Source organism: Pseudomonas sp. BNK-45, from assembly GCF_047456255.1.
Lineage (GTDB): Bacteria > Pseudomonadota > Gammaproteobacteria > Pseudomonadales > Pseudomonadaceae > Aquipseudomonas.
The window spans coordinates 4,685,804-4,708,082 of the sequence record NZ_CP179909.1; the positions used below are offsets into that span (position 1 = coordinate 4,685,804).

Here is a 22,279-nt window from a genome sequence, read left to right on the forward strand (position 1 = left end):
GCACGGCACTAAATCTCGTCCACGGCAGCTACATTCGCTACTATGGCGTGCCGATTTCTGCCTTTGCCGACCCGCCAAACCGGAGCTTCAATGCCTACCCCCAAGGACCTTGCCAGCGACAGCGGCGCGCCGATGATTCCCGAGCAGCGCCGCGAGCAGATCCTGCGCCAGTTGCGCAAGCATCAGGTGCTCAGCGTGCATCAGTTGATGGAGATGTTCGACTGCTCGCACATGACCGTGCGCCGGGATATCGCCCTGCTGGAACAGGAAGGCCGCGCCCACTCGGTGACCGGCGGCGTGCGCATCGCCAGCCAGTTGCACAGCGAGCCCAGCCACCAGTCCAAGGCGGTGGTGGAACTGCCGCAGAAGCAGGCCATGGCCAAGCTCGCGGCGGGCCTGTTGCACGCGGACATGACGGTCTACCTGGACGCCGGCACCAGCACCCTGGAGATCGTGCCCTACATCAAGGCGCTGTCGGGGATGACCGTGATCACCAACGATTTCGGCGTGGCCCAGGCCTTGATGGAGGCGCCCCAGGTCACGGTGATTCACACCGGAGGCCAGTTGGATCACTCCAACCATTCCTGTGTCGGCGGGCTGGCGGTGGCCACCCTGCGTCAGGTGGTGACGGACATCGCCTTTATCTCCACCAGTTCCTGGGACCTGCGCCGGGGCATCACCACGCCCTCGGCATTGAAGGTCGAGGTCAAGCAGGTGGCGATGCAGTCGGCGACCCAGGCGGTGCTGGTGGCCAGCAGCTCCAAGTACGGCACCTTCGGCATGTACAAGATCGCCGAACTGGAGCAGTTCGACATCATCATCAGCGACGCCGCCCTGGCCCCGGCGGCAGCGGACGGGATTCGCAAGCACGGGGTGGAGTTGCTGCTGCCGGCACAATCCTGAGTCAGCGGTAACCCCCAACACGTGCAATCCGTGGCGACGGCGCGTGCTCCCGCGCGCCTGCGCAGCAGACGCAATGCCTGATGCCCCTCAACGTCTGAAAGGTTGCGCCGTCCGGGTTTGGGGCGGCTGCGCCGCCCAGCGGGAGCAAGCTCCCTCGCCACCCAGAGCGTGCATGGCCGCTAGCGTGGTTTCTCGGTTTCAGCCATGAACTGCCCCAACTCGCGGGCGTAGAACCGGGCCATGCCAGTGGTGCCATGCCCGCGGGTTTCGGCGCTGGCGGGAATCAACAGCAGGCGAGCATCTTTCACTTGCTTGAGCGCCGCTTGCAGGGTGCCGGTTTCCGGTGGGTTGCGCTCATCGTCCGCGGCGTTGATCACCAGCACCGGCGCCTGGATCTTGCTCAACCCCGGCGCGGCGTTGTAGTCCGCCGAAGACTGCCACTGGTAGATGAAGTCGTTGGCATCGGCGGTCTGTGGCGCCTTGAGGCGTTCATCCACCAACTGGTCGGCCTGGGCCCGGGTCGGCGCCAGGGCCTGATAGGCCAGGGTGCCGCCGCTGGTGCCAGTGGCGAACAACGCATTGGCCAGACGCAGAGACGGCGGCTGGACCCGGTAATTGCCGTTGTCCCAGGCCGGGTCCTGCTTGATCGACTCCACCAGCAGGCGGCGCATCATCCAGTTGCGCGAGGACATTTCCCCGGGCTGGGAGGCCATGGGCACCAGGGCGTCCATCATCTGCGGCCATTGCTGGCCCCAGAGCCAGGTCTGCATGCCGCCCATGGAATTGCCGATGATCAGGCGCAGGTGCTTGACCCCCAGCCCCTCGGTGACCAACCGGTACTGGGCCTGGACCATGTCGTCGTAGTTGTACTGGGGAAACCGCGCGCGCAGGCCATCGGAAGGCTTGCTCGACTGGCCGACACCAATGCCGTCGGTGGCAATGATGTAGTACTTGCTCGCGTCCAGAGGCTGCCCCGGGCCGAACAGTTCACCGCCAAAATCCTTGCTCAGCAGGTCGCTGGCCGGCCGGTAGGTGCCGTGCAGGTAGAGGATCGCCGGGTGCTGGGGGTTGCCCAGGGTGATGTAGTGCAGTTTCAGGTTGGCCAGCTGTTCGCCGTTGTGAAAGGTGAATTGCGGGGCGACCCAATCACCCTCGGTGGCCGGCGGCAAGCTCGCGGCCGCGGCCAGGGACATACCACCCAGGGACAGAATCAGGCCGAACGCGGCCCGGCGGACAAGACGCTGCATGAAAAAACTCCTGTGTTTATCGCTACGAATCATCGCAAGCCGTTCGTGGCCTGCGTACCCTCTGTAGCCGCTGCCGCAGGCTGCGCAAGGCACCGCAGGGGCCTCGGCGGTCGCGGAATCGCTGCGAGCCTACGGCTCGTTCGCAGCCTTCGGCAGCGGCTACATAAAGCGATGCGCGAAGGCCCGCAGGGGCCTCGGCGGCCAGGGAGTCGCTGCGAGCCTACGGCTCGTTCGCAGCCTTCGGCAGCGGCTACATAAAGCGATGCCCGCAGGGCCTTGCGCGACGTTCCCCAGATGCCTTTTCCTGCGCAACCTGCAGCAGCGGCTACACCGCCGAGCCTTGGCGCGCCTGCCAGTCGCGCAGCCATTGCAGGCCGGCGGAGGTGTCGCCACGCGGGCGGTATTCGCAACCGACCCAGCCGTCATAGCCGAGCTCGTCCATCAATTGGAACAGGTAGGGATAGTTCAACTCGCCAAGGTCTGGCTCGTGACGATCCGGCACCCCGGCGATCTGGATATGGCCGATGCCCGGCAGATCCCGCCGCAGTTTTACAGCCAGGTCGCCTTCGACGATCTGGCAGTGGTAGCAGTCGAACTGCACCTTGAGGTTGGCCGCACCCACTTCCTTGCAGAGGGCCTGGGCCTGGTCCTGGCGATTGAGGAAGAACCCCGGCATGTCCCGGGTGTTGATCGGCTCCAGCAGCACGGTGACTCCGACCTTGGCCGCCTGGGTCGCGGCGTGGGCCAGGTTCTCCAGGTACACCCCGTGATGCCGGGCGCGGTCGCTTTCCGACGGCAGCAGGCCGGCCATCACGTGGATCCGTGAATTGCCCAGCACCGCGGCGTACTCCAGGGCCTTGTCGAAACCCTGGCGGAACTCCTGCTCGCGTCCGGGCAGGGAGACGATGCCCCGCTCCCCCGCCGCCCAGTCACCGGGCGGCGCGTTGAACAGGGCCTGCTGCAGGCCGTTATCGTCCAGGCGCTGTTTCAGTTGCGCGGGGCTGTAGTCGTAGGGAAACAGGTATTCCACCGCGCTGAAACCATCGGCCGCCGCAGCGGAAAACCGCTCAAGGAAGTCGTGTTGCGGGTAGAGCATGCTGAGGTTGGCAGCAAAACGAGGCATGGGAACTCCTGGGACAAAGGGTCAGACAAACGGCCAGATCAGCAGGGTAATACAGAACCCCAAGGTGCCGAGCAAGGTGGTAATCACGGTCCAGGTGCGCAGGCCATCGGCGACGTTGAGCCCGGCCAGCTTGGTGAAGATCCAGTACCCGGCGTCGTTGATATGGGACATGGCCAGCCCGCCACCGCCCATGGCCAGGCACAGCAGGGCCATGTGGTTGGGGCTCAGGTTAAGGGTGGCGATCAGCGGCGCGATGATCCCGGCCGTGGTCACCAGGGCCACGGTGGTGGAGCCCTGCACGGCGCGCAGCAGCATGGTCAGCAAGAAGCCCAGGGCCAGGACCGGCAGCCCGGTGGTGCGCAGCAGGTCGGAGACCACCGCGCCGATCCCGGTGTCCACCAGGACCTTGCCGAACACCCCGCCGGCCCCGGCAATCAGGATCACCATGGCCACCCCGGGCAGCGCCGAGCCGATCACATCGGACACCTGGCTGCGGCTCCAGCCACGGCGCGAGCCCAGCAGCCAGGCACAGAGCAAGGTGTCCAGCAGCAGCGCCACCAGCGGCGCGCCAAGTACCGTGAGCACCCCGCGCAGGGTGGATTCCACCGGCAGCAGCGAGGTGGCCAGGGTGCCCAGCAGGATCAGCACGATGGGCAGCAGGATCAGGCCGACGATCAGGCCGAACCCCGGTGGCGGCGCCGGCGGCAGCTTCGCCGCCAGAGTGCCGGTGGACTCCTCCAGGCCCATATGGGCCACGGCCGCCACCGCTTGCGGGCTGGCCGGCTGTGCAGCGCCGTTGTTCCAGGCCGCGAGGTCTTCATTGGTGACGTGCGGGCCATAGACTTCGGCGCGGATGTCGTCGGTCATCGGGTAGTTGCGCCGGGTCATGCGCCCCGCCACGCGGTAGCCGACATAGCACAGCAGCGCGGTCAGCGGCAGGCCGAACATCAGCACCCGGCCCAGGTCCGCGCCCAGCTGGCTGGCCGCCGCCACCGCACCCGGATGGGGCGGCAGGAAGGCGTGCACGGTGAGCAGCGCGGCGCACATCGGCAAGGCGAACACCAGCAGCGGCTTGCGCGCACTGCGGGCCACGCCGTAGGCCAGCGGCATGAGGATGATCACCCCGACTTCGAAGAACACCGGCACGCCGATGATGAAGCCGGCCATGGTCAGGGCCAGGGGCGTGCGGCGGTTGCCGAAGCGCTCGATCAGGGTCTTGGCCAGGGCCTCCGCGCCGCCGGAAAGTTCGATGATGCGGCCGATCATGGCGCCCAGGGCAATGATGATGGCGATGTGGCCAAGGGTCTTGCCCATGCCCCCTTCGATGGTGGCCACCAGTTCCGCCGGTTTCACCCCGGCCACCAGCGCCACCAGGATGCTCACCAGCATCAGCGCGACAAAGGGCTGGAACTTGTACTTGAGCACCAGAAACAGCAGCAGGGCGATACCGGCCCCGGCGGTGATCATCAGAATCAGCGGGCTCATTGGCCAAGCCCTCCACACAGTGGCTGGCAGGTGTGGCAGGTGACGCTGGAACCCGTAAAGCACATGCAGTCATTCATCTCGGGAAGTCCTGTTGTTATTGTTTTTACCGGCAAGCCGCTCCCCACGGGAGTCCTGTCAAGGCTCCCGGGGACAGGCTTGCATCAAGCGTTGGCAGTCGTGCTGCGTTTACCAGGCGGCGCCGAAGGCGTCCCGCAGTTCATCCAGCGCGGTCTGGTCCAGAGGCGCCGGGCGCGGCTGGGTGAGCAACCACAGGCGCGCGGTTTCCTCCAGTTCCTCCAGGGCGTAGCTGGCCTTGGACACGCTGCTTTCCCAGACCACCGGGCCCAGGCGTTCGAGCATCACCCCACGCACCCGGTTGGCCAGTTGCGCCACCTGCTCGGCAACCTTGGGCGAACCCGGACGCTGGTAGCCGATCAACGGGATGTGCCCGACCTTCATCACCTGGTACGGGGTCAGCGGCGGCAGAATGTCGTCGTCGCGCCAGACCCCGGCCAGGGTCAGTGCCACCAGATGGGTGGAATGGGTGTGCACCACCCCGCCCACCCCCGGATTGCGGTCATACACCTGACGATGCAGGGCCAGGGTCTTGGATGGCTTGTCGCCGCTGACCCACTCCCCCGCCAGGTTGACCTTGGCAATCGCCGCCGGATCGAGGCGCCCGAGGCAGACGTCGGTGGGGGTGATCAGCCAACCATCATCGAGCCGCGCGCTGATGTTGCCGGCGCTGCCCACGGTGTAGCCGCGCTGATAGAGGCTGCGGCCGACGTCGCAGATTTCTTCGCGCAGAGCGTTTTCCCGGCTCATGGCTGACCTCCGGCCAGTTGGCCCAGGGCCTTGCTGAAAAAGTCGCGACCGCCGAAGTTGCCGGACTTCAGGGCCAGGGCCAGGGGCTCGCCTCCGCTGCTGACCGTGGCCGGCACCCCGGGGTCGATCTGCGCGCCAATCTGCAACAGGCGCACGCCCAGGGCCTTGACCACCGCCCCCGAGGTTTCGCCACCGGCCACCACGAAGCGGCGCACGCCGTTATCCCGCAGGCCCCGGGCGATCTCGCCCAGGGCGTTCTCCACCAGGGCCCCGGCGCGCTCCACGCCCAATTGCCGCTGCACCGCCTTGACCTGCTCGGGGGTGCTGGTGGCGTAGATCAGCACGGTGTCCTGCTGGGCCTGGACAAAGGCCAGGGCCTGGGCCACCACCGGTTCACCGGCCGCCAGGGCCAGGGGATCGATGCGTAGGGCTGGGCGCTCGGCTTCCAGCCAGGCGTCCACCTGGGCATTGGTGGCCGCCGAGGCACTGCCGGCCAGCACCACTTCGCCACCGGCCACCGGCGGCAGGCTCGCGGCGTCCAGGTCCCGCAGCTTGCCGGCGCGGCGGAAGTTCTCCGGCAGGCCCAGGGCCAGCCCGGAACCGCCGGTCAACAGCGGCAGGTCGGCGCAGGCCGCGCCGAGGGTGTAGAGGTCGGCATCGGACAGCGCATCGGCAATCGCCATGGCGACGCCCTTGCCCCGCAGTTCGGCGATCTTCGCCCGCACCGCGTCCACGCCCTGGGCGACGCTGTCGTAACGCAGCAGGCCCACCGGCAGCACAGTCTGCGCTTGCAGCACCCGCACCAGGTTGGCGTCGGTCATCGGCGTCAGCGGGTGATGCTGCATGCCGGACTCGTTGAGCAACTGGTCCTGGACGAACAGGTGGCCACGGAAAATCGTCCGGCCGTTCTCCGGAAACGCCGGGCAAGCCAGGGTGAAATCGCTGCCCAGGGCCTTGAGCAAGGCCTCGCTGACCTGACCGATATTGCCCGCCGCGGTGGAGTCGAAGGTCGAGCAGTACTTGAAGAAGATCTGTTCGCAGCCCTGCTCGCGCAGCCAGTGCAGGGCCGCCAGGGATTCGGCCACCGCCTCGCCCACCGGCGTGGTGCGGGACTTCAGCGCAATCACCACGGCGTCGGCGTCCAGGCCGGCGGCCACTTCGGCGCTGGGAATGCCAATGCTCTGCACCGTGCGCATGCCGCCGCGCACCAGCATGTTGGCCAGGTCGGTGGCGCCGGTGAAGTCATCGGCGATGCAACCCAGCAACGGGCGTGGAGTGGAAGTCGTCATCACAGGCTCCTCAAACGGCATCAGGCTTGGCCACGGGCAGCTCGATGCCCGGGAAGATCTTGATCACCGCCGAGTCATCCTCGCGGCCAAAACCGGCGCTGGAGGCCTGCATGAACATCTGGTGCGCGGTGGCCGACAGCGGCAGCGGGAACTTGCTGGCCCGGGCCGTATCCAGCACCAGGCCCAGGTCCTTGACGAAGATGTCCACCGCGGACAACGGCGTGTAGTCGGCCTTGAGGATATGCGGCACGCGGTTCTCGAACATCCACGAGTTGCCGGCGCTGTGGGTGATCACCTCGTACAGGGCATCGGCGTCCACCCCTTCGCGCAGGCCCAGGGCCATGGCTTCGGCGGAGGCGGCAATGTGCACCCCGGCCAGCAACTGGTTGATGATCTTGACCTTGGAGCCCAGCCCGTGGGCATCCCCCAGGCGATAGACCTTGCCCGCCATGCCGGCGAGGATCGCCTCGGCCTTGGCGTAAGCGGCCGCCGGGCCGGAGGTCATCATGGTCATCTCGCCGGCGGCGGCCTTGGCCGCGCCCCCGGAGATCGGTGCATCCAGATAGAGCAAGCCCAGGGCCTCCAGGCGCTGGCCCAGGTCCACGGCGTAGGTCGGGGCCACGGTGGCGCAACCGATCACCAGGCTGCCGGGGCGCAATGCCGCCACCGCCCCGCCCTCGCCAAACAGCACGCTCTCGGTCTGCTCGGCATTGACCACCACGGTGATGATCACCTCGCACTGCTCCGCCAGCTGGGCGGCCGAGGCACAGGCCACGCCACCTTCGGCGGCGAACTGCTCGGTGACGGCGGCACGCACGTCACAGGCATGCACCTTGAAACCGCTGCGCAGCAACGACCGGGCGATGCCCAGGCCCATGGCGCCAAGACCGATGACACCGACATTGTTGTTATTCATGGGGGACTCCAGTGAAAGACCACGGCCGGACCACGCCAGACAGGCGACGGCCAGCAACCGGGGAAGGCAGGGAAACCCGGGCAGCGGGCCCGGCAGACGAAGGTGAACAGGCAGCAACAGGCACTGCGCCCGAATGGGCAGCGTGGCGGCACAGGGCACCCTGAGCGGGTGCGCTGGAAGGCAGGAGCGAATCGATCATCGTGGCCATCCTGTTGCTGTTGTTATCAGGTTGAACGTTGGCTGTGAACGATCATCCACCAATGAACGGATTATGTGAAGATATTTTTCAATCTAACATTTTTTAACATCGCCATTCCCCGCCGCCCCGCCCCGGCTGCGTGACCGCCACTGGTCGGAACGACGCGGTCCGGGCGCCGCGGACTGCTACAAACATTCACAGCCCTGATCTGGATCAGCATTGAGCGCAGGATCCTGGCCGAGGCTCAGGACAGGTGAAGGCGGACTGGTGGTAGCACCCTTCATCGCAACCCCGTTGACGCCCCCCATGACCAGGGGCTCAATGGCCCATCTGGTTATGCTTGGACAAGGATGATTCAACATGGCAAAGATCGAAGTTCTATCGGGCGATTTTCTGCAAGGCGCCGGCGAGTACCGGCACGGCACCTTCAGGCTCAAGACGGTATTCAACAGCTCCGGTGTCGAGGTCAAGGCGTCGGCGTTCAAGAGCCTGGAGATCGCCACTGAAAGCCCCGTCGCCAACAAGGACGCCTTCGGTTATGGCGTGGCCGGCGCCATGCTGCTGGGGCCGGTAGGCGCCATTGCCGGTTACCTGATGGCGGGGACGGAAAACGAAGTGACCTTCATCGGCACCCTCAAGGATGGCCGGCAACTGATGGCCGCCACCGACAGCGACACGTACAAGGACATCTCCCGGCACGTGTTGAATTGATCATCGGCAAAGTTATATCAAGTGCTCATGTCATCCGGTCTCTGGCATGAGCACTTTTTCATTACCCCTCGTTATATAAGCTCGGCTGTTGCAGCACTGAACTTAGTCTCTTAGCTGAACCTCACCTGAAACTTCATCGCCAAATACTCTTTCAAGACAATTTGACCTTGACTCCCGGGACCCTCCTGAGTAAATTGCGCGGGCCGGTCAAACCGGCCTTTTTTCAACTCACTAAAGAAGCCAATGGACACAGTATCTAGACGCTGTCTGGTCACTGCCGCTGCGCAGCGCCAGGCACCCCTGAACAATGACGGGACTCGACTCCGCGGTCGGGTAAGCTGCGCTAGGGCTTGACGCTCCAACGTAACTTGCCTCCCCGGAACCAGTCCGGTCACGAGGCAAAAGTTATGCACTTCACATCTTCCGTACTGCCAGGCGTACGCGCCTTCGCTGCGACCATGCGGGTCCGGCTGTGCCGTGAGCCCAAGGCTCTGGCGCGCTCCCCCTTCTCCTCTTGCGTGCCCACCGCCAGCACCGCCCTGCGGGCCAATTGGCGCGTCTGCCCGATGACCGGCCAGCTCCAGCAACGCTGGAGCCTGGACGACAGCCAGGACCCGCAGAGTCGGGGCGCAGCCCTGCTGCGGCAGGCCGGACTGATCTTCGGCCTGTACCTCGGGGCGCGCACTTCCGCCTGATTCGACGGTCATTCACCGTTGTTTACCCACGAACTTTCAAGTTTGAAGTTCGACGGTTTCTTATTGCCTGTCAGTTAACTAATTCTGTTGGAGAAAGTTATGGAAGAGGCCAGTAGTAGGTTCGCTGTCCATTCAACTTCACTGTTTGGACAGCGAACGTTAAAACCTGAAAAACGCCAAGATCCTAATCGATCGCCAACCTGCGATTCGACATACTTTCGCTCGTCTTTAATTAGTTGAGTTGTCGGTGTGTCGTGTCGCAGTCAGGCGGCAGGAGCACACGCAATGACTGTAAAAACCGCAACTTCCCGCAACACCAGCGCCAGCCGCGACAGCAACAAACTGTCGATGCGCGCCGCCCGCGAAGCCCAGAACGGCCTGGCCGTGACCCTGGCCAACGTCAACTCCAGCACCGCCGGCCTGACTGAACTGGACGCCGAAGGCCGCCTGCAACGCGACGGCCACAACGAAGTCGCCCACGACCGTCCGCCTCACGCCCTGGTGCAATTGCTGCAAGCCTTCAACAACCCCTTCATCTATGTGCTGATGACCCTGACCGGTATCAGTTTCTTCACCGACTTCTGGCTGCCGCTGCAAGCCGGCGAAGAAACTGATCTGACCGGCGTGATCATCGTCCTGGTGATGGTGCTGGCCAGCGGCCTGATGCGCTTCTGGCAGGAACACCGCTCGGCCAAGGCCGCCGAAGCCCTCAAGGCCATGGTCCGCACCACCGCTGCGGTGCTGCGCCGCGAGCAGATGGGCATGCAGGCCCGGGTTCGCGAAGTCCCCATGCGCGAACTGGTGGTGGGCGACATCATCCAGCTGTCGGCCGGCGACATGATCCCGGCGGACATCCGCCTGATCGAATCCCGCGACCTGTTCATCAGCCAGGCGGTGCTCACCGGCGAAGCCCTGCCGGTGGAGAAATACGACACCCTGGGCGCCGTGCAGGAAAAATCCGCCCAGGCCCTGGCCGCCGACCAGCAAGACCTGCTGGACCTGCCGAACATCTGCTTCATGGGCACCAACGTGGTCAGCGGCACCGCCACCGCGGTGGTGGTGGCCACCGGCGAGCGCACCTACTTCGGTTCCCTGGCCCGTTCCATCGTCGGCTCGCGCTCGCAGACCGCCTTCGACCGTGGGGTCAACAGCGTCAGCTGGCTGCTGATCCGCTTCATGCTGGTGATGGTGCCCATCGTCCTGCTGATCAACGGCTTCACCAAGGGCGACTGGGCCGATGCCTTCATGTTCGCCCTGGCGGTGGCGGTCGGCCTGACCCCGGAAATGCTGCCGATGATCGTCAGCGCCAACCTGGCCAAGGGCGCCGCGGCCATGGCCAAGCGCAAGGTGGTGGTCAAGCGCCTCAACGCGATCCAGAACTTCGGCGCCATGGACGTGCTGTGCACCGACAAGACCGGCACCCTGACCCAGGACCGGATCATCCTCGAACACCACGTCGACATCAGCGGCAGCCGCTGCGATGCGGTGCTGCAACTGGCCTGGCTCAACAGCCACCACCAGAGCGGCATGAAGAACCTGATGGACCGCGCCGTGGTCGCCTTCGCCGAGGGCAACCCGCACTTCACCCCGCCCGCCGCCTGGCGCAAGGTCGATGAACTGCCCTTCGACTTCGTCCGTCGGCGTCTGTCGGTGATCCTCGCCGATGCCCGTGGCGACCACCTTTTGGTGTGCAAGGGCGCGGTGGAAGAGATGCTCGAAACCGCCACCCGGGTCCGCCAGGACGGCATCGTCGTGAGCCTCGACGCCGAGCGCCGCGCCGCCCTGCTGCAACTGGCCGAGGACTACAACCGCGACGGCTTCCGCGTGCTGCTGCTGGGCACCCGGGACCTGCCCAAGGGCCAGACCCGCAACCAGTACAGCGCCAGCGATGAGCGCGAGCTGGTGATCGAAGGTTTCCTGACCTTCCTCGATCCGCCCAAGGAAACCGCCGGTCCGGCCATCGCCGCCCTGCGTGACAACGGCGTGACGGTCAAGGTGCTGACCGGCGACAACCCCATCGTCACCGCGAAGATCTGCCGCGAAGTGGGCCTGGAAGCGGGCGAGCCGCTGCTGGGTCGCGACATCGAGCACATGGATGACCAGGTGCTCGGGCGCCTGGTGGAAGAACGCACGGTGTTCGCCAAGCTCACCCCGCTGCAGAAGTCCCGGGTGCTCAAGGCCCTGCAGGCCAACGGCCACACCGTGGGCTTCCTCGGCGACGGCATCAACGACGCCCCGGCCCTGCGCGATGCCGACGTCGGCATCTCGGTGGACAGCGGCACCGACATCGCCAAGGAATCGGCGGACATCATCCTCCTGGAAAAGAGCCTGATGGTGCTGGAGGAAGGGGTGATCAAGGGCCGCGAGACCTTCGGCAACATCATGAAGTACCTGAACATGACCGCCAGCTCCAACTTCGGCAACGTGTTCTCGGTGCTGGTGGCCAGTGCCTTCATCCCCTTCCTGCCCATGCTGGCGATCCACCTGCTGCTGCAGAACCTGATGTACGACTTCTCCCAGCTGGCCCTGCCCTGGGACAAGATGGACAAGGAATACCTGGCCAAGCCGCGCAAGTGGGACGCCAACAACATCGGGCGCTTCATGCTGTGGATCGGGCCGACCTCGTCGATCTTCGACATCACCACCTTCGCCCTGATGTGGTACGTGTTCGCCGCCAACAGCGTGGAAATGGCCGCCCTGTTCCAGTCCGGCTGGTTCATCGAGGGGCTGCTGTCCCAGACCCTGGTGGTGCACATGCTGCGCACCCGCAAGATCCCGTTCATCCAGAGCACCGCGGCCCTGCCGGTGATGCTGGCCACGGGACTGGTGATGGCCCTGGGGATCTACGTGCCCTTCTCGCCCCTGGGCAGCATGGTCGGCCTGGTGCCGCTGCCGTGGGAATACTTCCCGTGGCTGGTGGGCACCCTGCTCAGCTACTGCGTGGTCGCCCAGACCATGAAGACCCTGTACATCCGCCGCTTCAAGCAGTGGTTCTAAGGGCCTGGTTCTAAGGGCGTGAGCCCGGCGCGGCCGCCCTCGAACGGCCGCGCCCGATACACCTGACCAACGATGCCACCGTCGGCGCGGCCAGCGCCCTGCCGACGGCGACGCTGTTCGCCCGAAAGGAGCATCGCCATGTATCTCAAGCCTTTTTCCATGGTGCAACGCGGCCTCCAGGCCCTGCTGGTCTGCTGCCTGTGCACCAGCGCCCGCCTGCTCACCCGCGTGAGCATCCGGCTGTATGTCCGCGGCCTGCTGAGCGCGGTTGAAATTCGTTTTCTGCTGGGTTTCAGCGCCACCCTCACCCGCGCCTCGCTGCGGGTGGCGATCGCCTGAACCCGTCACCGACCCGGGAGCACACTCATGTCGGGCACCACACTTCTGATCAACCTGGCCGGGGCCATCGCCCTGCTGCTCTGGGGCTCGCAGATGATTTCCGGATCCCTGCTGCGCGGCTTCGGCAGCCCGCTGCGGCACTGGCTCGGACAACACCTGAACAATCGCTGGCTGGCGCTGCTGTGCGGCGTCGGCATCACCGGCGTGCTGCAAAGCAGCACCGCGGTGAGCCTGATGGCCAGCTCCTTTACCGCCGCCGGCACCCTGGGCCTGGCCCCGGCGCTGGCGGTCATGCTCGGGGCCAATATCGGCTCGACCCTGGTGGTCCAGCTGCTCAACCTCGACCTGTCGCTGCTGGCCCCTGTGCTGTTGCTGACGGGTTTCCTGACCTTGCGCCTGCGGGACGACTCGCGCTTTGAAAGCATCGGCTGCGCGCTGATCGGCCTGGGCCTGATGCTGCTGGCCCTGGGCATGCTCGGCGCGACCCTCGGCGCGGTGGAAAGCACCCCGGTGTTCCAGCTGGTGATGACCAGCCTCGACGGCGACCTGCTGCTGGCCCTGCTGGTGGCCATGCTGCTGACCTGGATGTGCCACTCCAGCGTCGCGGTGGTTCTGCTGATCGCCTCCCTGGCCGGCACCGGCCTGCTGTCGCCGGCCACCAGCATGGCCCTGGTGCTGGGGGTCAACCTCGGCGGCACCCTGCCATCCCTGCTCAGCGCCAGCGGCAACGTGGCCCGGCGCCTGCCCCTGGGCAACCTGCTGGTGCGCCTGCTGGGCGTGGCCCTGGTGCTGCCGTGGATCACCGCCCTGGCCCGCCTGGAGGCGGTGCAGACCCTGGCACCGGAGTTGCTGGTGGTCTACCTGCACAGCGCCTTCAGCCTGGTCCTGGCCCTGCTGTTCATCGGCTTCACCCAGCCCCTGGGCAAACTGCTGACCCGGCTGCTGCCGGCCCCCGCCCCGGTCACCGACCCGGGCATGCCGCTGTACCTGGATCAGGCCGGCCTGGAAGTGGCCAACATCGGCCTGGCCAACGCCGCCCGCGAAGCCCTGCGCATGGCCGACATGCTTTCGAGCATGCTCGACCGGGTGCTGCAGCTGTTTCGCACCTCAAGCATCACCCATGCCGAGCAGGTGCGGCACATCGACCAGTCCCTGGACCTGCTCAGCGCGGCGATCCGCGCCTACCTGGCGGACGTCGGCAAGGAAGGCATCAGCGACCAGGACGCCGACCGCTCCCAGGAGATCCTGCTGCTGGTGATCAACCTGGAGCACGCCGGCGACATCCTCGCCACCAGCCTGGCGCAACTGGCGGTGCGCCGCCTGCGCCGAGGCGAAGCCTTCTCCGAGTTCGAGCTGGGCACCCTGTACCCGCTGCACCAGGAGCTGCTGGACAGCCTGAGCCTGGCCATCACCGTGTTCCTGCGCGAAGACCTGCCCACCGCCCACCAGTTGCTGGCACGCAAGGAAAACGTGCGGCGCCTGGAAGCCGCCGCCGGCCGCGAGCACTTTCGCCAACTGCGGGAAGACCAGAGCGCCTGGGCCGAATCCGGGGACATCTTCCAGCGCCTGCTGCGGGACTACCGCCGGGTCCACCACCACATCGCCGCCCTGGCCTACCCGGCCCTGGAGCGCGCCGGCGAGCGCGACATCGAGCACGGCTACCTCAGCGAGCCCCTGGCCGAAGCGCCGGGCGCCGAGCATCCCGTGGCCGGGCTCAAGGAGGACACCCCATGCGCGTCCTGATCTGCGCCGGCCGCTACTACGCCGACAGCCGCCTGTGCCGCCGGGTCCTGGAAGCCTTCCAGCGCCTGCACGAAGTGCGGGTAGTGATCCACGGCGGCAGCCAGTTCCTCGGTGCTCACATCGAGGACTGGGCCCGGGAAACCGGGGCCCACATCGTCCGCTACCCGCCCAACTGGCAACTGCACGGCAAACACGCCGAGCGCCTGCGCAACAGCTTCATGCTGGCCGACAGCCGCCCGGACATCGTCCTCGCCCTGCCCGGCGGGGAAGACACCGAAGAGCTGCTGGCCCAGGCCCGGGTTCGCGGCATCCAGACCCTATCGGTGGACGCCCAGTAAACACCCCACCCAGCACCCACCCGCGCCGGCTCCCCAACCAAACGGTCCGGCGCCCAACAGAACGAGACCTGCCATGTCCAAGCACCGCCCACATCGCTCCTCGCGTTGCGCCTCCTGGGGCCACACCCTGCCTGCCGCGAAAAGCCGCATGCTCAAACGCAACCTGCTGTTCCTCGCCCTCACCGCCGGGGCCACCGCCACCCTGGCCCTGTGCTCCAAGGCCCAGGCCGCCGGCGGCGCCTACGTGGTGGATGACGGCGCCATCAACGCCCCCGGGGAATGCAATGTCGATGCCTGGTACCAGAGCACCCGGCATCAAGGCTCCAGCCACAACAGCGTGATTGCCCCGGCCTGCACCTTCAGCCAACTGTCCTGGGTGCAACTGGGGGTCGCAGTGCAGCGCCAGCAGGCCGACGATCACGGCGAAACCCAGCTCAGTCCACAGATCAAGGTCCAACTGCTGAACCGCGAAGACCTGGGCCTGCAACTGGCCCTGGCCGGCTCCGCCCACTGGGCCCTGAACCGCCACCACAGCTTCGACGGCGGCGACCTCGCCCTGCCCCTGACCTTCAGCGCCAGCGACAGCCTACGGCTGAACCTGAATGCCGGCTGGACCCACGCCTACGACGATGGCGAGCAGAACCACCGCTGGACCTGGGGCAGTGGTGTGGAATACGACCTGATGCCGAGCCTGACCCTGATTGCCGAGCGCTACGGCCAGCGCGGCGGCGAACAAGGCTGGCAGGCTGGCCCACGCCTGCACGTGGGCCAGCACCTTGACCTGGACCTGATCCTGGGCCAGCACCTGACCGAAGCCCGCGACCGCTGGCTGACCACCGGCGCAACCCTGCGCTTCTGAGCGCCCCATGGAGTCGCCGCCCCTGTAGCCGCTGCTGAGCCTGCGAAGCTGCGCAAAGGCCCAACGGGCCTTGCCTGACGATCTTGGGCAGCCTCAAGATCACCGCGTCTCCTACGGAGCCGTTCGCAGCCTGCGGCAGCGGCTACACGAAACGCGGCGAATCCTGTAGCCGCTGCCGAGCCTTAGCGAGGCTGCGAAAAGGCCCGCAGGACCTTGCCTGACGATCGCCTGCCAAACCTCTATCGATCTTGAGAACCCCGCGTCTCCTGCGGAGCCGTTCGCAGCCTGCGGCAGCGGCTACACGAAACGCGGCGAATCCTGTAGCCGCTGCCGAGCCTTAGCGAGGCTGCGAAAAGGTCCGCAGGACCTTGCCTGGCGATCGCCTGCCAAACCTCTATCGTTCTTGAGAACCCTGCGTCCCTACGGGCCGTTCGCAGCCTGCGGCAGCGGCTACACGAAACGCGGCGAATCCTGTAGCCGCTGCCGAGCCTTAGCGAGGCTGCGAAAAGGTCCGCAGGACCTTGCCTGACGATCGCCTGCCAAACCTCTATCGTTCTTGAGAACCCTGCGTCTCCTGCGGAGCCGTTCGCAGCCTGCGGCAGCGGCTACACGAAACGCGGCGAATCCTGTAGCCGCTGCTGAGCCACGGCGAAGCTGCGCAAAGGCCCGCAGGGCCTTGCCTGACGATCGCCTGCCAAACCTCTATCGCTGTTGAGAACCCTGCGGCCCTACGGGCCGTTCGCAGCCTGCGGCAGCGGCTACACGAAACGCGGCGAATCCTGTAGCCGCTGCCGAGCCTTAGCGAGGCTGCGAAAAGGTCCGCAGGACCTTGCCTGGCGATCGCCTGCCAAACCTCTATCGCTGTTAAGAACCCTGCGTCCCTGCGGGCCGTTCGCAGCCTGCGGCAGCGGCTACAGGGAGCAATCAGCCGGCAGGGGGTACAGGGCTTCGTCGAATTGCTCCAGGCGCGGGAAGACCAGGGGTTGGTCGTTCGCCAGGTGCTGCAGGCGTTGACGGTAGCTGTGCAGGAAGGCTTCTCGGGCCTCCTGGCTGATGTAGGGCACATGCCAGGCCACGAACGGTTCCAGCACCTCGCACCCGACATAGGCCAAGGTGCCCCGCAGCAGCGGGCGCAGCATGTCCTGCAGCGGTCCATGGATCGCGCCTTCGCCAAACATGTGCTCGCGTCCGCCCAGGGTCAGGGTCACCAGGGCTTTCTTGCCCGCCAGCCCGCCCTGGTCATAGAAGCGCTTGCCGCCATAACACACCCCGGACACCAGCACCCGGTCGATCCAGCCCTTGAGCATGGCCGGCACCGAGAACCAGAACACCGGGAAGTTGAGGATCAACAGGTCGGCCCACAGCAGCTTGTCCAGCTCGCCCTGGATGTCGGCGGCGATGCTCTGGTTCTTCACCCCCAGACGCTGCTCCAGGGCGTACACCAGGTACTCCGGGTTATCCCGGGCGGCAAAGTCGGCGGCGCTGGCCACCGGGTTCCAGTTCATGGCGTACAGGTCGCTGACCTGCACCTGGTGCCCCTGGGCCTCCAGGGTGCTGCGGGCCTGGTCACGCAAGGCGGCGGTGAAGGATTGCGGTTCGGGGTGGGCGTGAACGATCAGTACCTTCATGAAGACTCCTCAAACAGTAGGCAAAGTGGCGGGGGCAACGCGGCGGCTCAGGCAGTGTTCGGCGCACAGGGCAATGCGCCGGCAGGCTTCGCGCAAGTCATCCGGCTGCAGCACCAGCCCCAGGCGGATATGCCCGGCGGCGCTGGGGCCGAAGGCTTCGCCGGCCAGTACCGAGACGCCCTGTTCGTCCAGCAGGCGCTGGCTGAAGGCCTGGGCGCTGAGCCCGGTGGCGCGGATGTCGACCATGACGAACATGCCGCCATCCGGCTTCAACGGCCGGGCACCGGGGCAATCGGCCAGACGGTCGCAGACCAGATCCCGGCGCTGGCGATAGGCCTCGGCCATCTCCCGCAACTGCGGCAAGGGTTGCTCCAGGGCCACGATGGCCGCGTCCTGGATGAATTCCGGCGAGCCGTAGAGCATGCACAGGGCGAGGTTTTCCAGGTGCGCGGCCAGGGCCGTCGGCGCCACCACCCAGCCCAGGCGCCAGCCGGTCATGGCGTGGGACTTGGACAGACTGTTGAGGGTCGCGGTGCGCTCGGCCATGCCCGGCAAGCTGGCCGGGCTGACATGTTCGCCCTCGTACAGCAGCTCGCTGTAGACCTCGTCGCAGATCAGCCACAGGTCATGCTCGATGCACAGCGCCGCCAGGGCTTCCCAGGTGGCCCGGGGGATGCTGGCCCCCGTGGGGTTGTGCGGGCTGTTGAGCACCAGGGCCCGGGTCTTGCCGGTGATGCGCGCCGCCACCGCCTCGGGCTGCACCCGAAAACCGTCCTCGGCCCGCACCGGCAGCGGCACCACCTGGGCATTGCAGGCGCCGAACACCGCTTCATAAGTGACGTACATCGGCTCGGCCACGATCACTTCGTCGCCCGGGTCCAGCAGGCACTGGGCCACGCTGTACAGGGCGCACTGGGCACCGGCCAGCACCACCACTTGCTCGGCCTCCACCACTTGCCCGCTGCGCTGCTGATGACGGCGGGCAATGGCTTCGCGCAAGGCGCGCTTGCCGCGCACATCGGCGTAATGGGTGTGGCCGGCCTGCAGACTGTCGATGGCCGCCTGGACGATGGGTTGCGGAGTGTCGAAATCCGGGTCGCCCACCGACAGCAACCAGACCTCTTCGCCGCGTTCGCGTTTGGCCAGGGCCCGGTAATGAATGTCCCAGGCGGCGGCGCCGTCTCCGGCAATACGTTGGGTCAGTTGAGAAAAGCGCATGCTCAGGCTCCAGGCAAAAAGGGATGGTCAGCGCGCACAGGCGTGCTTGAGTTCGATCAGGCTCAGGCCGTTGCGGGCAAAGCCGTCGCGCAGTGCCTGCTGCAACTCGTCGAGGCTGGCGGGTTGGCTGACGCTGCAACCGAAGGCTCGGGCCAGGGCGGCAAAATCCGGGTTGCGCGGCAGCACGCCAATGGGCTCGATGTTCAGATCCAGCATGTCGTCGCGGATCTGCCCCAGGGCGTCGTTGTTCCACAGCAAGACCACCAGCGGACTGTCCAGCTCCTCCACCGCCGTGGCCAGCTCCTGCACCGTGTAGAGAAAACCGCCGTCGCCCACCAGCACCAGCCCCGGACGCTCGGGGGCACCGAGCTTGGCGCCGATCCCCGCCGGCAAGCCATAGCCGAGGGTGCCGTAGCCGGTGGGGTGCAGCCAGCTGCGGGTGGCCCGGCTCGGGTACAGGTAGTTGCCGCTGTAGGCCAGCTGGGTCATGTCGCTGGCGATAAAGCCGTGTTCCGGCAGCTCGGCGGCAATGCGTTGCAGGATCGAACGGTGAATCTGTTGCAAGGGCCCCTGCCCGTTGTGCACCGCCTGACGCAGATCGGCCACCGCGTGAATCGCCGCCCCGGCTTCGGCCGGTGTGGCTGGCAAGGCCTGGAGCAAGGCATCCAGGGTGGCACGGGCATCACCGTGCAAAGCCACCGCGCACGGATAGAAGTCATTGAACTTGCGCGGGTCGATGTCCAGGCGCAGCAGCTCGCCGTTCAGTGGCAAGCGTTCGCGCCAGTAGTCGGTGTCGGCCATCTCGGTGCCCACCGCCAGCACCACGTCGGCCCGGCTGATCAACTGCCAGCCGGGCTCCACGCACAGGGTCGCCCCGGCATTGAGCGGCGCCTCGTCCGGCAGCAGGCCCTTGCCGGCGACGCTGCTGAAAAACACCGCGCCCAGGCGCGTGCTCAAGGCCCGCAACTGCTCGGCCGCATGCAGCGCGCCGCCGCCGGCAATGATCATCGGCCGCTTGGCATTGCGCAGTGCGTCGGCCGCCTGCTGGATATCTGCCGCCGCGGCCGGGCCACGGGCGGGACGCCGGCGCACCTCGCCGGTCCAGTCCCGGGCGACCCTGGCCGCCAGCACATCCAGGGGCACGCTGATGTGCACCGGGCGCGGGCGCTCGCTGTCGAACACGGCAAAGGCCCGGGCGATCAGCTCCGGCAGGTCTTCCGGGCTCAGGGCCAGGGCCGAGAAGGCGGTGATAGGCGCGGTGATGGCGCGCTGGTCCTGGGTTTCATGCAGCGAGCCCCAGCCCTTGCCCAGGCTGGCGCTGTGGTTGACGCTGGAAATCACCAGCAGCGGGATCGAGTCGGCATAAGCCTGGCCAACCGGCGTGGCGACGTTGGTCACCCCCGGGCCGCTGATGACGAAACACACCCCGGGCTTGCCACTGACCCGGGCGTAACCGTCGGCCATGAAGCCCGCGCCCTGCTCATGCCGGGTCAGCACATGGCGAATGCCGCTGCCGGGCAGGCCGCGATACAGCTCCAGGGTGTGCACCCCGGGAATGCCGAACACCGTGTCGACGCCGTAGCCGGCCAGCAGGCGAACCAGGGCCTGGCCACCGGTCAAGGTCTGATCGTGCATGTCTCTCTCCTCAAGCCTGGCCAAGGCGAATCAACGCATCGACCGCGACGGTGCCCTGGGCACCGACCAACAATGGGTTCACATCCAGTTCCAGCAATTGCCCGGCGTGTTCGCAGGCGTAGTCCGCCACCGCGCCGATGGCCGCCACCAGGGCATCGAGATCGGCCAGCGGGCGCCCGCGAAAGCCCTGCAGCAAGGCGGCGCTGCGCAGGCTGAGCACGGCCTGGCGGATCGCCCCTTCGGTGGTGGGCAGCAGCAGGCTGCGGCTGTCCTTGAGCAATTCCACCAGCACTCCGCCAGCACCGATCACCAGGGCCAGAGCGAAGTCGTTCTCGCGCTTGATGCCAACAATCAGCTCCGCCAGGGGCGGCGCGGCCATGGGCTCCAGCAGCACCCGCTCAAAGGCCACGCCCGGCGCATGCTCGGCCACCCGCGTGCGCATCAGGCGCAGGGCCGCGCCCAGGGCTTCAGGGTCCTTGAGATTGAGGGCCACCGCCCCGGCCTCGGTCTTGTGCGGCAACTGCGCGCTGACCGCCTTGAGCACCAGCGGGTAACCGACCGCAGCCGCTGCGCTCAGGGCCTGCTCGGGGCTGCTCAGCACCCCGTCCGGGATGCTCAGGCCAAAGCCGCGCAAAGCCTGCTTGGACTGCCACTCGTCCAGCAGCACCCCGGCACCGGGCAGGGCCTGCGGGCACAGCGGCACTAGGGCCGATTCGCCCAGGGCCAGCAACGCTGGACGCCGCTGTTGATAGGCGACGATCCGCCCCCAGGCCGCCAGGCCATCCTCCACCCCTTGCAAGGCGGGAATGCCATGGGCATGCAGACGCTCGCGGGCGCTGGCCGGCAGCAGCTCGGGAAAGGCCGAGGTGACAAAACCGCGCAGGCCGTGGCGTTGCAGCGCGGCGCAGAACAGCTCCAGCAGCAGGTCGCATTCCTTGCGCTCGCCGGTGAACTCGGCCGGGTAATCCAGCACCAGCATGGCGCTGTCGGCCCGGGTACGCAGGGCCGTGTCGAGCATGGCTTGCAAGGCCTGGGCGTCGCCCCAGATGGCGGTGGTGAAATCCAGCGGGTTGACCAGATTGGCGTAGCCGGGCAGTACCTGGGCCAGCTCGGCGCATTGCCCGGCCGCAAGCTTGGGCAACTGCAGGCCGTTGCGTTCGGCGTAGTCGGCGATCAGCCCGGCATCGCCCCCGGAACAGGCCAGGGCCATCAGCTGCGGGCCGGCCGGCAACTGCCCGCAGGAGGCGGCCTTCAAGGTTTCGACAAAACTCACCGGGCCGCTGACCCGGATCACCCCCAGGCGCTGGAACAGTGCGTCGTACAGCGCGTCCGATCCCGACAGCGAACTGGTGTGACTCAAGGCCAGCTCGGCGCCGATCTGCGACACCCCGGTCTTCAGGGCGATGATCGGAATGCCCTTCTCCAGGGCCTTGTGCACTGCCCGGGCAAACCCTGGCACATTCTTCAGGCCTTCCAGGTGCAGGCCGATGGCGGTGACCCGGGGTTCGTCCAGCAGCACGTCCATCAGCTCGGCAATGCCCAACTGCGCCTGATTGCCCACCGAGGCCATGTAGGCCACCGGCAGCGAGCGATCGCTCATGGACAGGTTGTAGGCAAAGTTGCCGCTCTGGGTCAGCACCGCCACGCCCCGCTCCACCGGTTTGCCACCATGGGCCACCGGCCACAGCGCGGCGCTGTGCAGGTAGTCCAGCAGGCCGTAGCAGTTGGGGCCCAGCAGCGCCATGTCGCCGGCGGCCGCAAGCAGTTGCCGTTGCAGGGCCTGGCCCTGGGCGCCGGTTTCGGCAAAGCCCGAGGCGTAGCAGATCGCCCCGCCCGCGCCCTTGGCCGCCAGTTCCTCGACGCAAGTCAGGGTCAGCTCACGGTTGGTGGCGACGAACACCGCGTCCGGGCCGCAGGGCAGTTGGTCGATGCTGGCCACGCAGGGCACGCCATCGAGCTCGGCATGTTGCGGGTTGACCAGCCACATGGGCCCGGCAAACCCGCCTTCGGCGCAGCGCTTGAGGGCCCGGGCCATGCTGCGCCCGCCGACAAAGGCCAGATGCCGGGGGGCCAGCAGGCGCTTGAGGTTGTCACGAAGAGTCTGGGACATGACGGCAGTTCTCCAGGGC

At 66.8% G+C, this 22,279-nt stretch carries 18 protein-coding genes; 8 read left to right on the forward strand and 10 right to left on the reverse strand.

Going from position 1 to position 22,279, the window contains the following annotated elements; genetic code table 11:
- Nucleotides 1-90 precede the first annotated feature (90 nt).
- A complete protein-coding gene (locus ACMGG8_RS20930; RefSeq protein WP_060839016.1) occupies nt 91-903 on the forward strand; it encodes a DeoR/GlpR family DNA-binding transcription regulator in 813 nt (270 codons plus the stop codon).
- 179 nt (nt 904-1,082) lie between these two features.
- Here ACMGG8_RS20930 and ACMGG8_RS20935 read toward each other — a convergent pair whose 3' ends face one another.
- The 6 genes from ACMGG8_RS20935 to ltnD all read right to left on the reverse strand — a co-directional run bounded on the left by ACMGG8_RS20935 (nt 1,083) and on the right by ltnD (nt 7,788).
- Nucleotides 1,083-2,150, reverse strand: a complete 1,068-nt coding sequence (locus ACMGG8_RS20935) for an alpha/beta fold hydrolase (RefSeq protein WP_414158322.1) — start codon at nt 2,148-2,150, stop codon at nt 1,083-1,085.
- Nucleotides 2,151-2,475: 325 nt separating this feature from the next.
- A complete protein-coding gene (gene otnI, locus ACMGG8_RS20940; RefSeq protein ID WP_414158323.1) occupies nt 2,476-3,273 on the reverse strand; it encodes a 2-oxo-tetronate isomerase in 798 nt (265 codons plus the stop codon).
- Between the two features lie 21 nt (nt 3,274-3,294).
- On the reverse strand, nt 3,295-4,758 hold the full coding sequence (locus ACMGG8_RS20945; protein ID WP_414158324.1) for an SLC13 family permease: 1,464 nt from the start codon (nt 4,756-4,758) through the stop codon (nt 3,295-3,297).
- 186 nt (nt 4,759-4,944) lie between these two features.
- Nucleotides 4,945-5,583 (reverse strand): aldolase, encoded by a 639-nt coding sequence (locus ACMGG8_RS20950; RefSeq protein WP_060839012.1) that lies wholly within the window; start codon nt 5,581-5,583, stop codon nt 4,945-4,947.
- Nucleotides 5,580-6,872 (reverse strand): 3-oxo-tetronate kinase, encoded by a 1,293-nt coding sequence (otnK, locus tag ACMGG8_RS20955; protein WP_060839011.1) that lies wholly within the window; start codon nt 6,870-6,872, stop codon nt 5,580-5,582. Before otnK ends, ACMGG8_RS20950 begins: the two co-directional genes overlap by 4 nt.
- A gap of 10 nt (nt 6,873-6,882) precedes the next feature.
- Nucleotides 6,883-7,788 carry an L-threonate dehydrogenase gene (ltnD, locus tag ACMGG8_RS20960; RefSeq protein WP_060839010.1) on the reverse strand — a complete coding sequence of 302 codons (906 nt, stop codon included), beginning with the start codon at nt 7,786-7,788 and terminating at the stop codon, nt 6,883-6,885.
- A 559-nt stretch (nt 7,789-8,347) separates the two neighbouring features.
- Here ltnD and ACMGG8_RS20965 point away from each other — a divergent pair.
- The 7 genes from ACMGG8_RS20965 to ACMGG8_RS20995 all read left to right on the forward strand — a co-directional run bounded on the left by ACMGG8_RS20965 (nt 8,348) and on the right by ACMGG8_RS20995 (nt 15,669).
- The gene (locus ACMGG8_RS20965) at nt 8,348-8,698 is read left to right on the forward strand and encodes a hypothetical protein (RefSeq protein WP_060839009.1); all 351 of its coding nucleotides are present in this window, start codon (nt 8,348-8,350) and stop codon (nt 8,696-8,698) included.
- Nucleotides 8,699-9,105: 407 nt separating this feature from the next.
- On the forward strand, nt 9,106-9,393 hold the full coding sequence (locus ACMGG8_RS20970; RefSeq protein WP_060843416.1) for a hypothetical protein: 288 nt from the start codon (nt 9,106-9,108) through the stop codon (nt 9,391-9,393).
- Between the two features lie 285 nt (nt 9,394-9,678).
- Nucleotides 9,679-12,390 (forward strand): magnesium-translocating P-type ATPase, encoded by a 2,712-nt coding sequence (gene mgtA / locus ACMGG8_RS20975; protein WP_060843415.1) that lies wholly within the window; start codon nt 9,679-9,681, stop codon nt 12,388-12,390.
- A gap of 138 nt (nt 12,391-12,528) precedes the next feature.
- Entirely contained in the window at nt 12,529-12,729 is a 201-nt protein-coding gene (locus ACMGG8_RS20980) for a hypothetical protein (protein WP_060839005.1), read from the forward strand.
- 27 nt (nt 12,730-12,756) lie between these two features.
- Nucleotides 12,757-14,472 (forward strand): Na/Pi cotransporter family protein, encoded by a 1,716-nt coding sequence (locus ACMGG8_RS20985; RefSeq protein ID WP_414158325.1) that lies wholly within the window; start codon nt 12,757-12,759, stop codon nt 14,470-14,472.
- A complete protein-coding gene (locus ACMGG8_RS20990) occupies nt 14,460-14,810 on the forward strand; it encodes a DUF2493 domain-containing protein (protein ID WP_060839003.1) in 351 nt (116 codons plus the stop codon). Before ACMGG8_RS20985 ends, ACMGG8_RS20990 begins: the two co-directional genes overlap by 13 nt.
- A 73-nt stretch (nt 14,811-14,883) precedes the next feature.
- Nucleotides 14,884-15,669, forward strand: coding sequence for a hypothetical protein (locus ACMGG8_RS20995; protein WP_414158326.1), 786 nt, complete (start codon nt 14,884-14,886; stop codon nt 15,667-15,669).
- A gap of 911 nt (nt 15,670-16,580) precedes the next feature.
- Here ACMGG8_RS20995 and ACMGG8_RS21000 read toward each other — a convergent pair.
- The 4 genes from ACMGG8_RS21000 to ACMGG8_RS21015 are packed head-to-tail and all read right to left on the reverse strand — an operon-like array spanning nt 16,581 to nt 22,260.
- Nucleotides 16,581-17,297 (reverse strand): NAD(P)H-dependent oxidoreductase, encoded by a 717-nt coding sequence (locus tag ACMGG8_RS21000; RefSeq protein WP_414158327.1) that lies wholly within the window; start codon nt 17,295-17,297, stop codon nt 16,581-16,583.
- 9 nt (nt 17,298-17,306) lie between these two features.
- Entirely contained in the window at nt 17,307-18,515 is a 1,209-nt protein-coding gene (locus tag ACMGG8_RS21005; protein WP_414158328.1) for a pyridoxal phosphate-dependent aminotransferase, read from the reverse strand.
- A gap of 27 nt (nt 18,516-18,542) precedes the next feature.
- On the reverse strand, nt 18,543-20,150 hold the full coding sequence (locus ACMGG8_RS21010; protein WP_414158329.1) for a 5-guanidino-2-oxopentanoate decarboxylase: 1,608 nt from the start codon (nt 20,148-20,150) through the stop codon (nt 18,543-18,545).
- Between the two features lie 10 nt (nt 20,151-20,160).
- The gene (locus tag ACMGG8_RS21015; protein ID WP_414158330.1) at nt 20,161-22,260 is read right to left on the reverse strand and encodes an acetate--CoA ligase family protein; all 2,100 of its coding nucleotides are present in this window, start codon (nt 22,258-22,260) and stop codon (nt 20,161-20,163) included.
- Nucleotides 22,261-22,279: the final 19 nt, after the last annotated feature.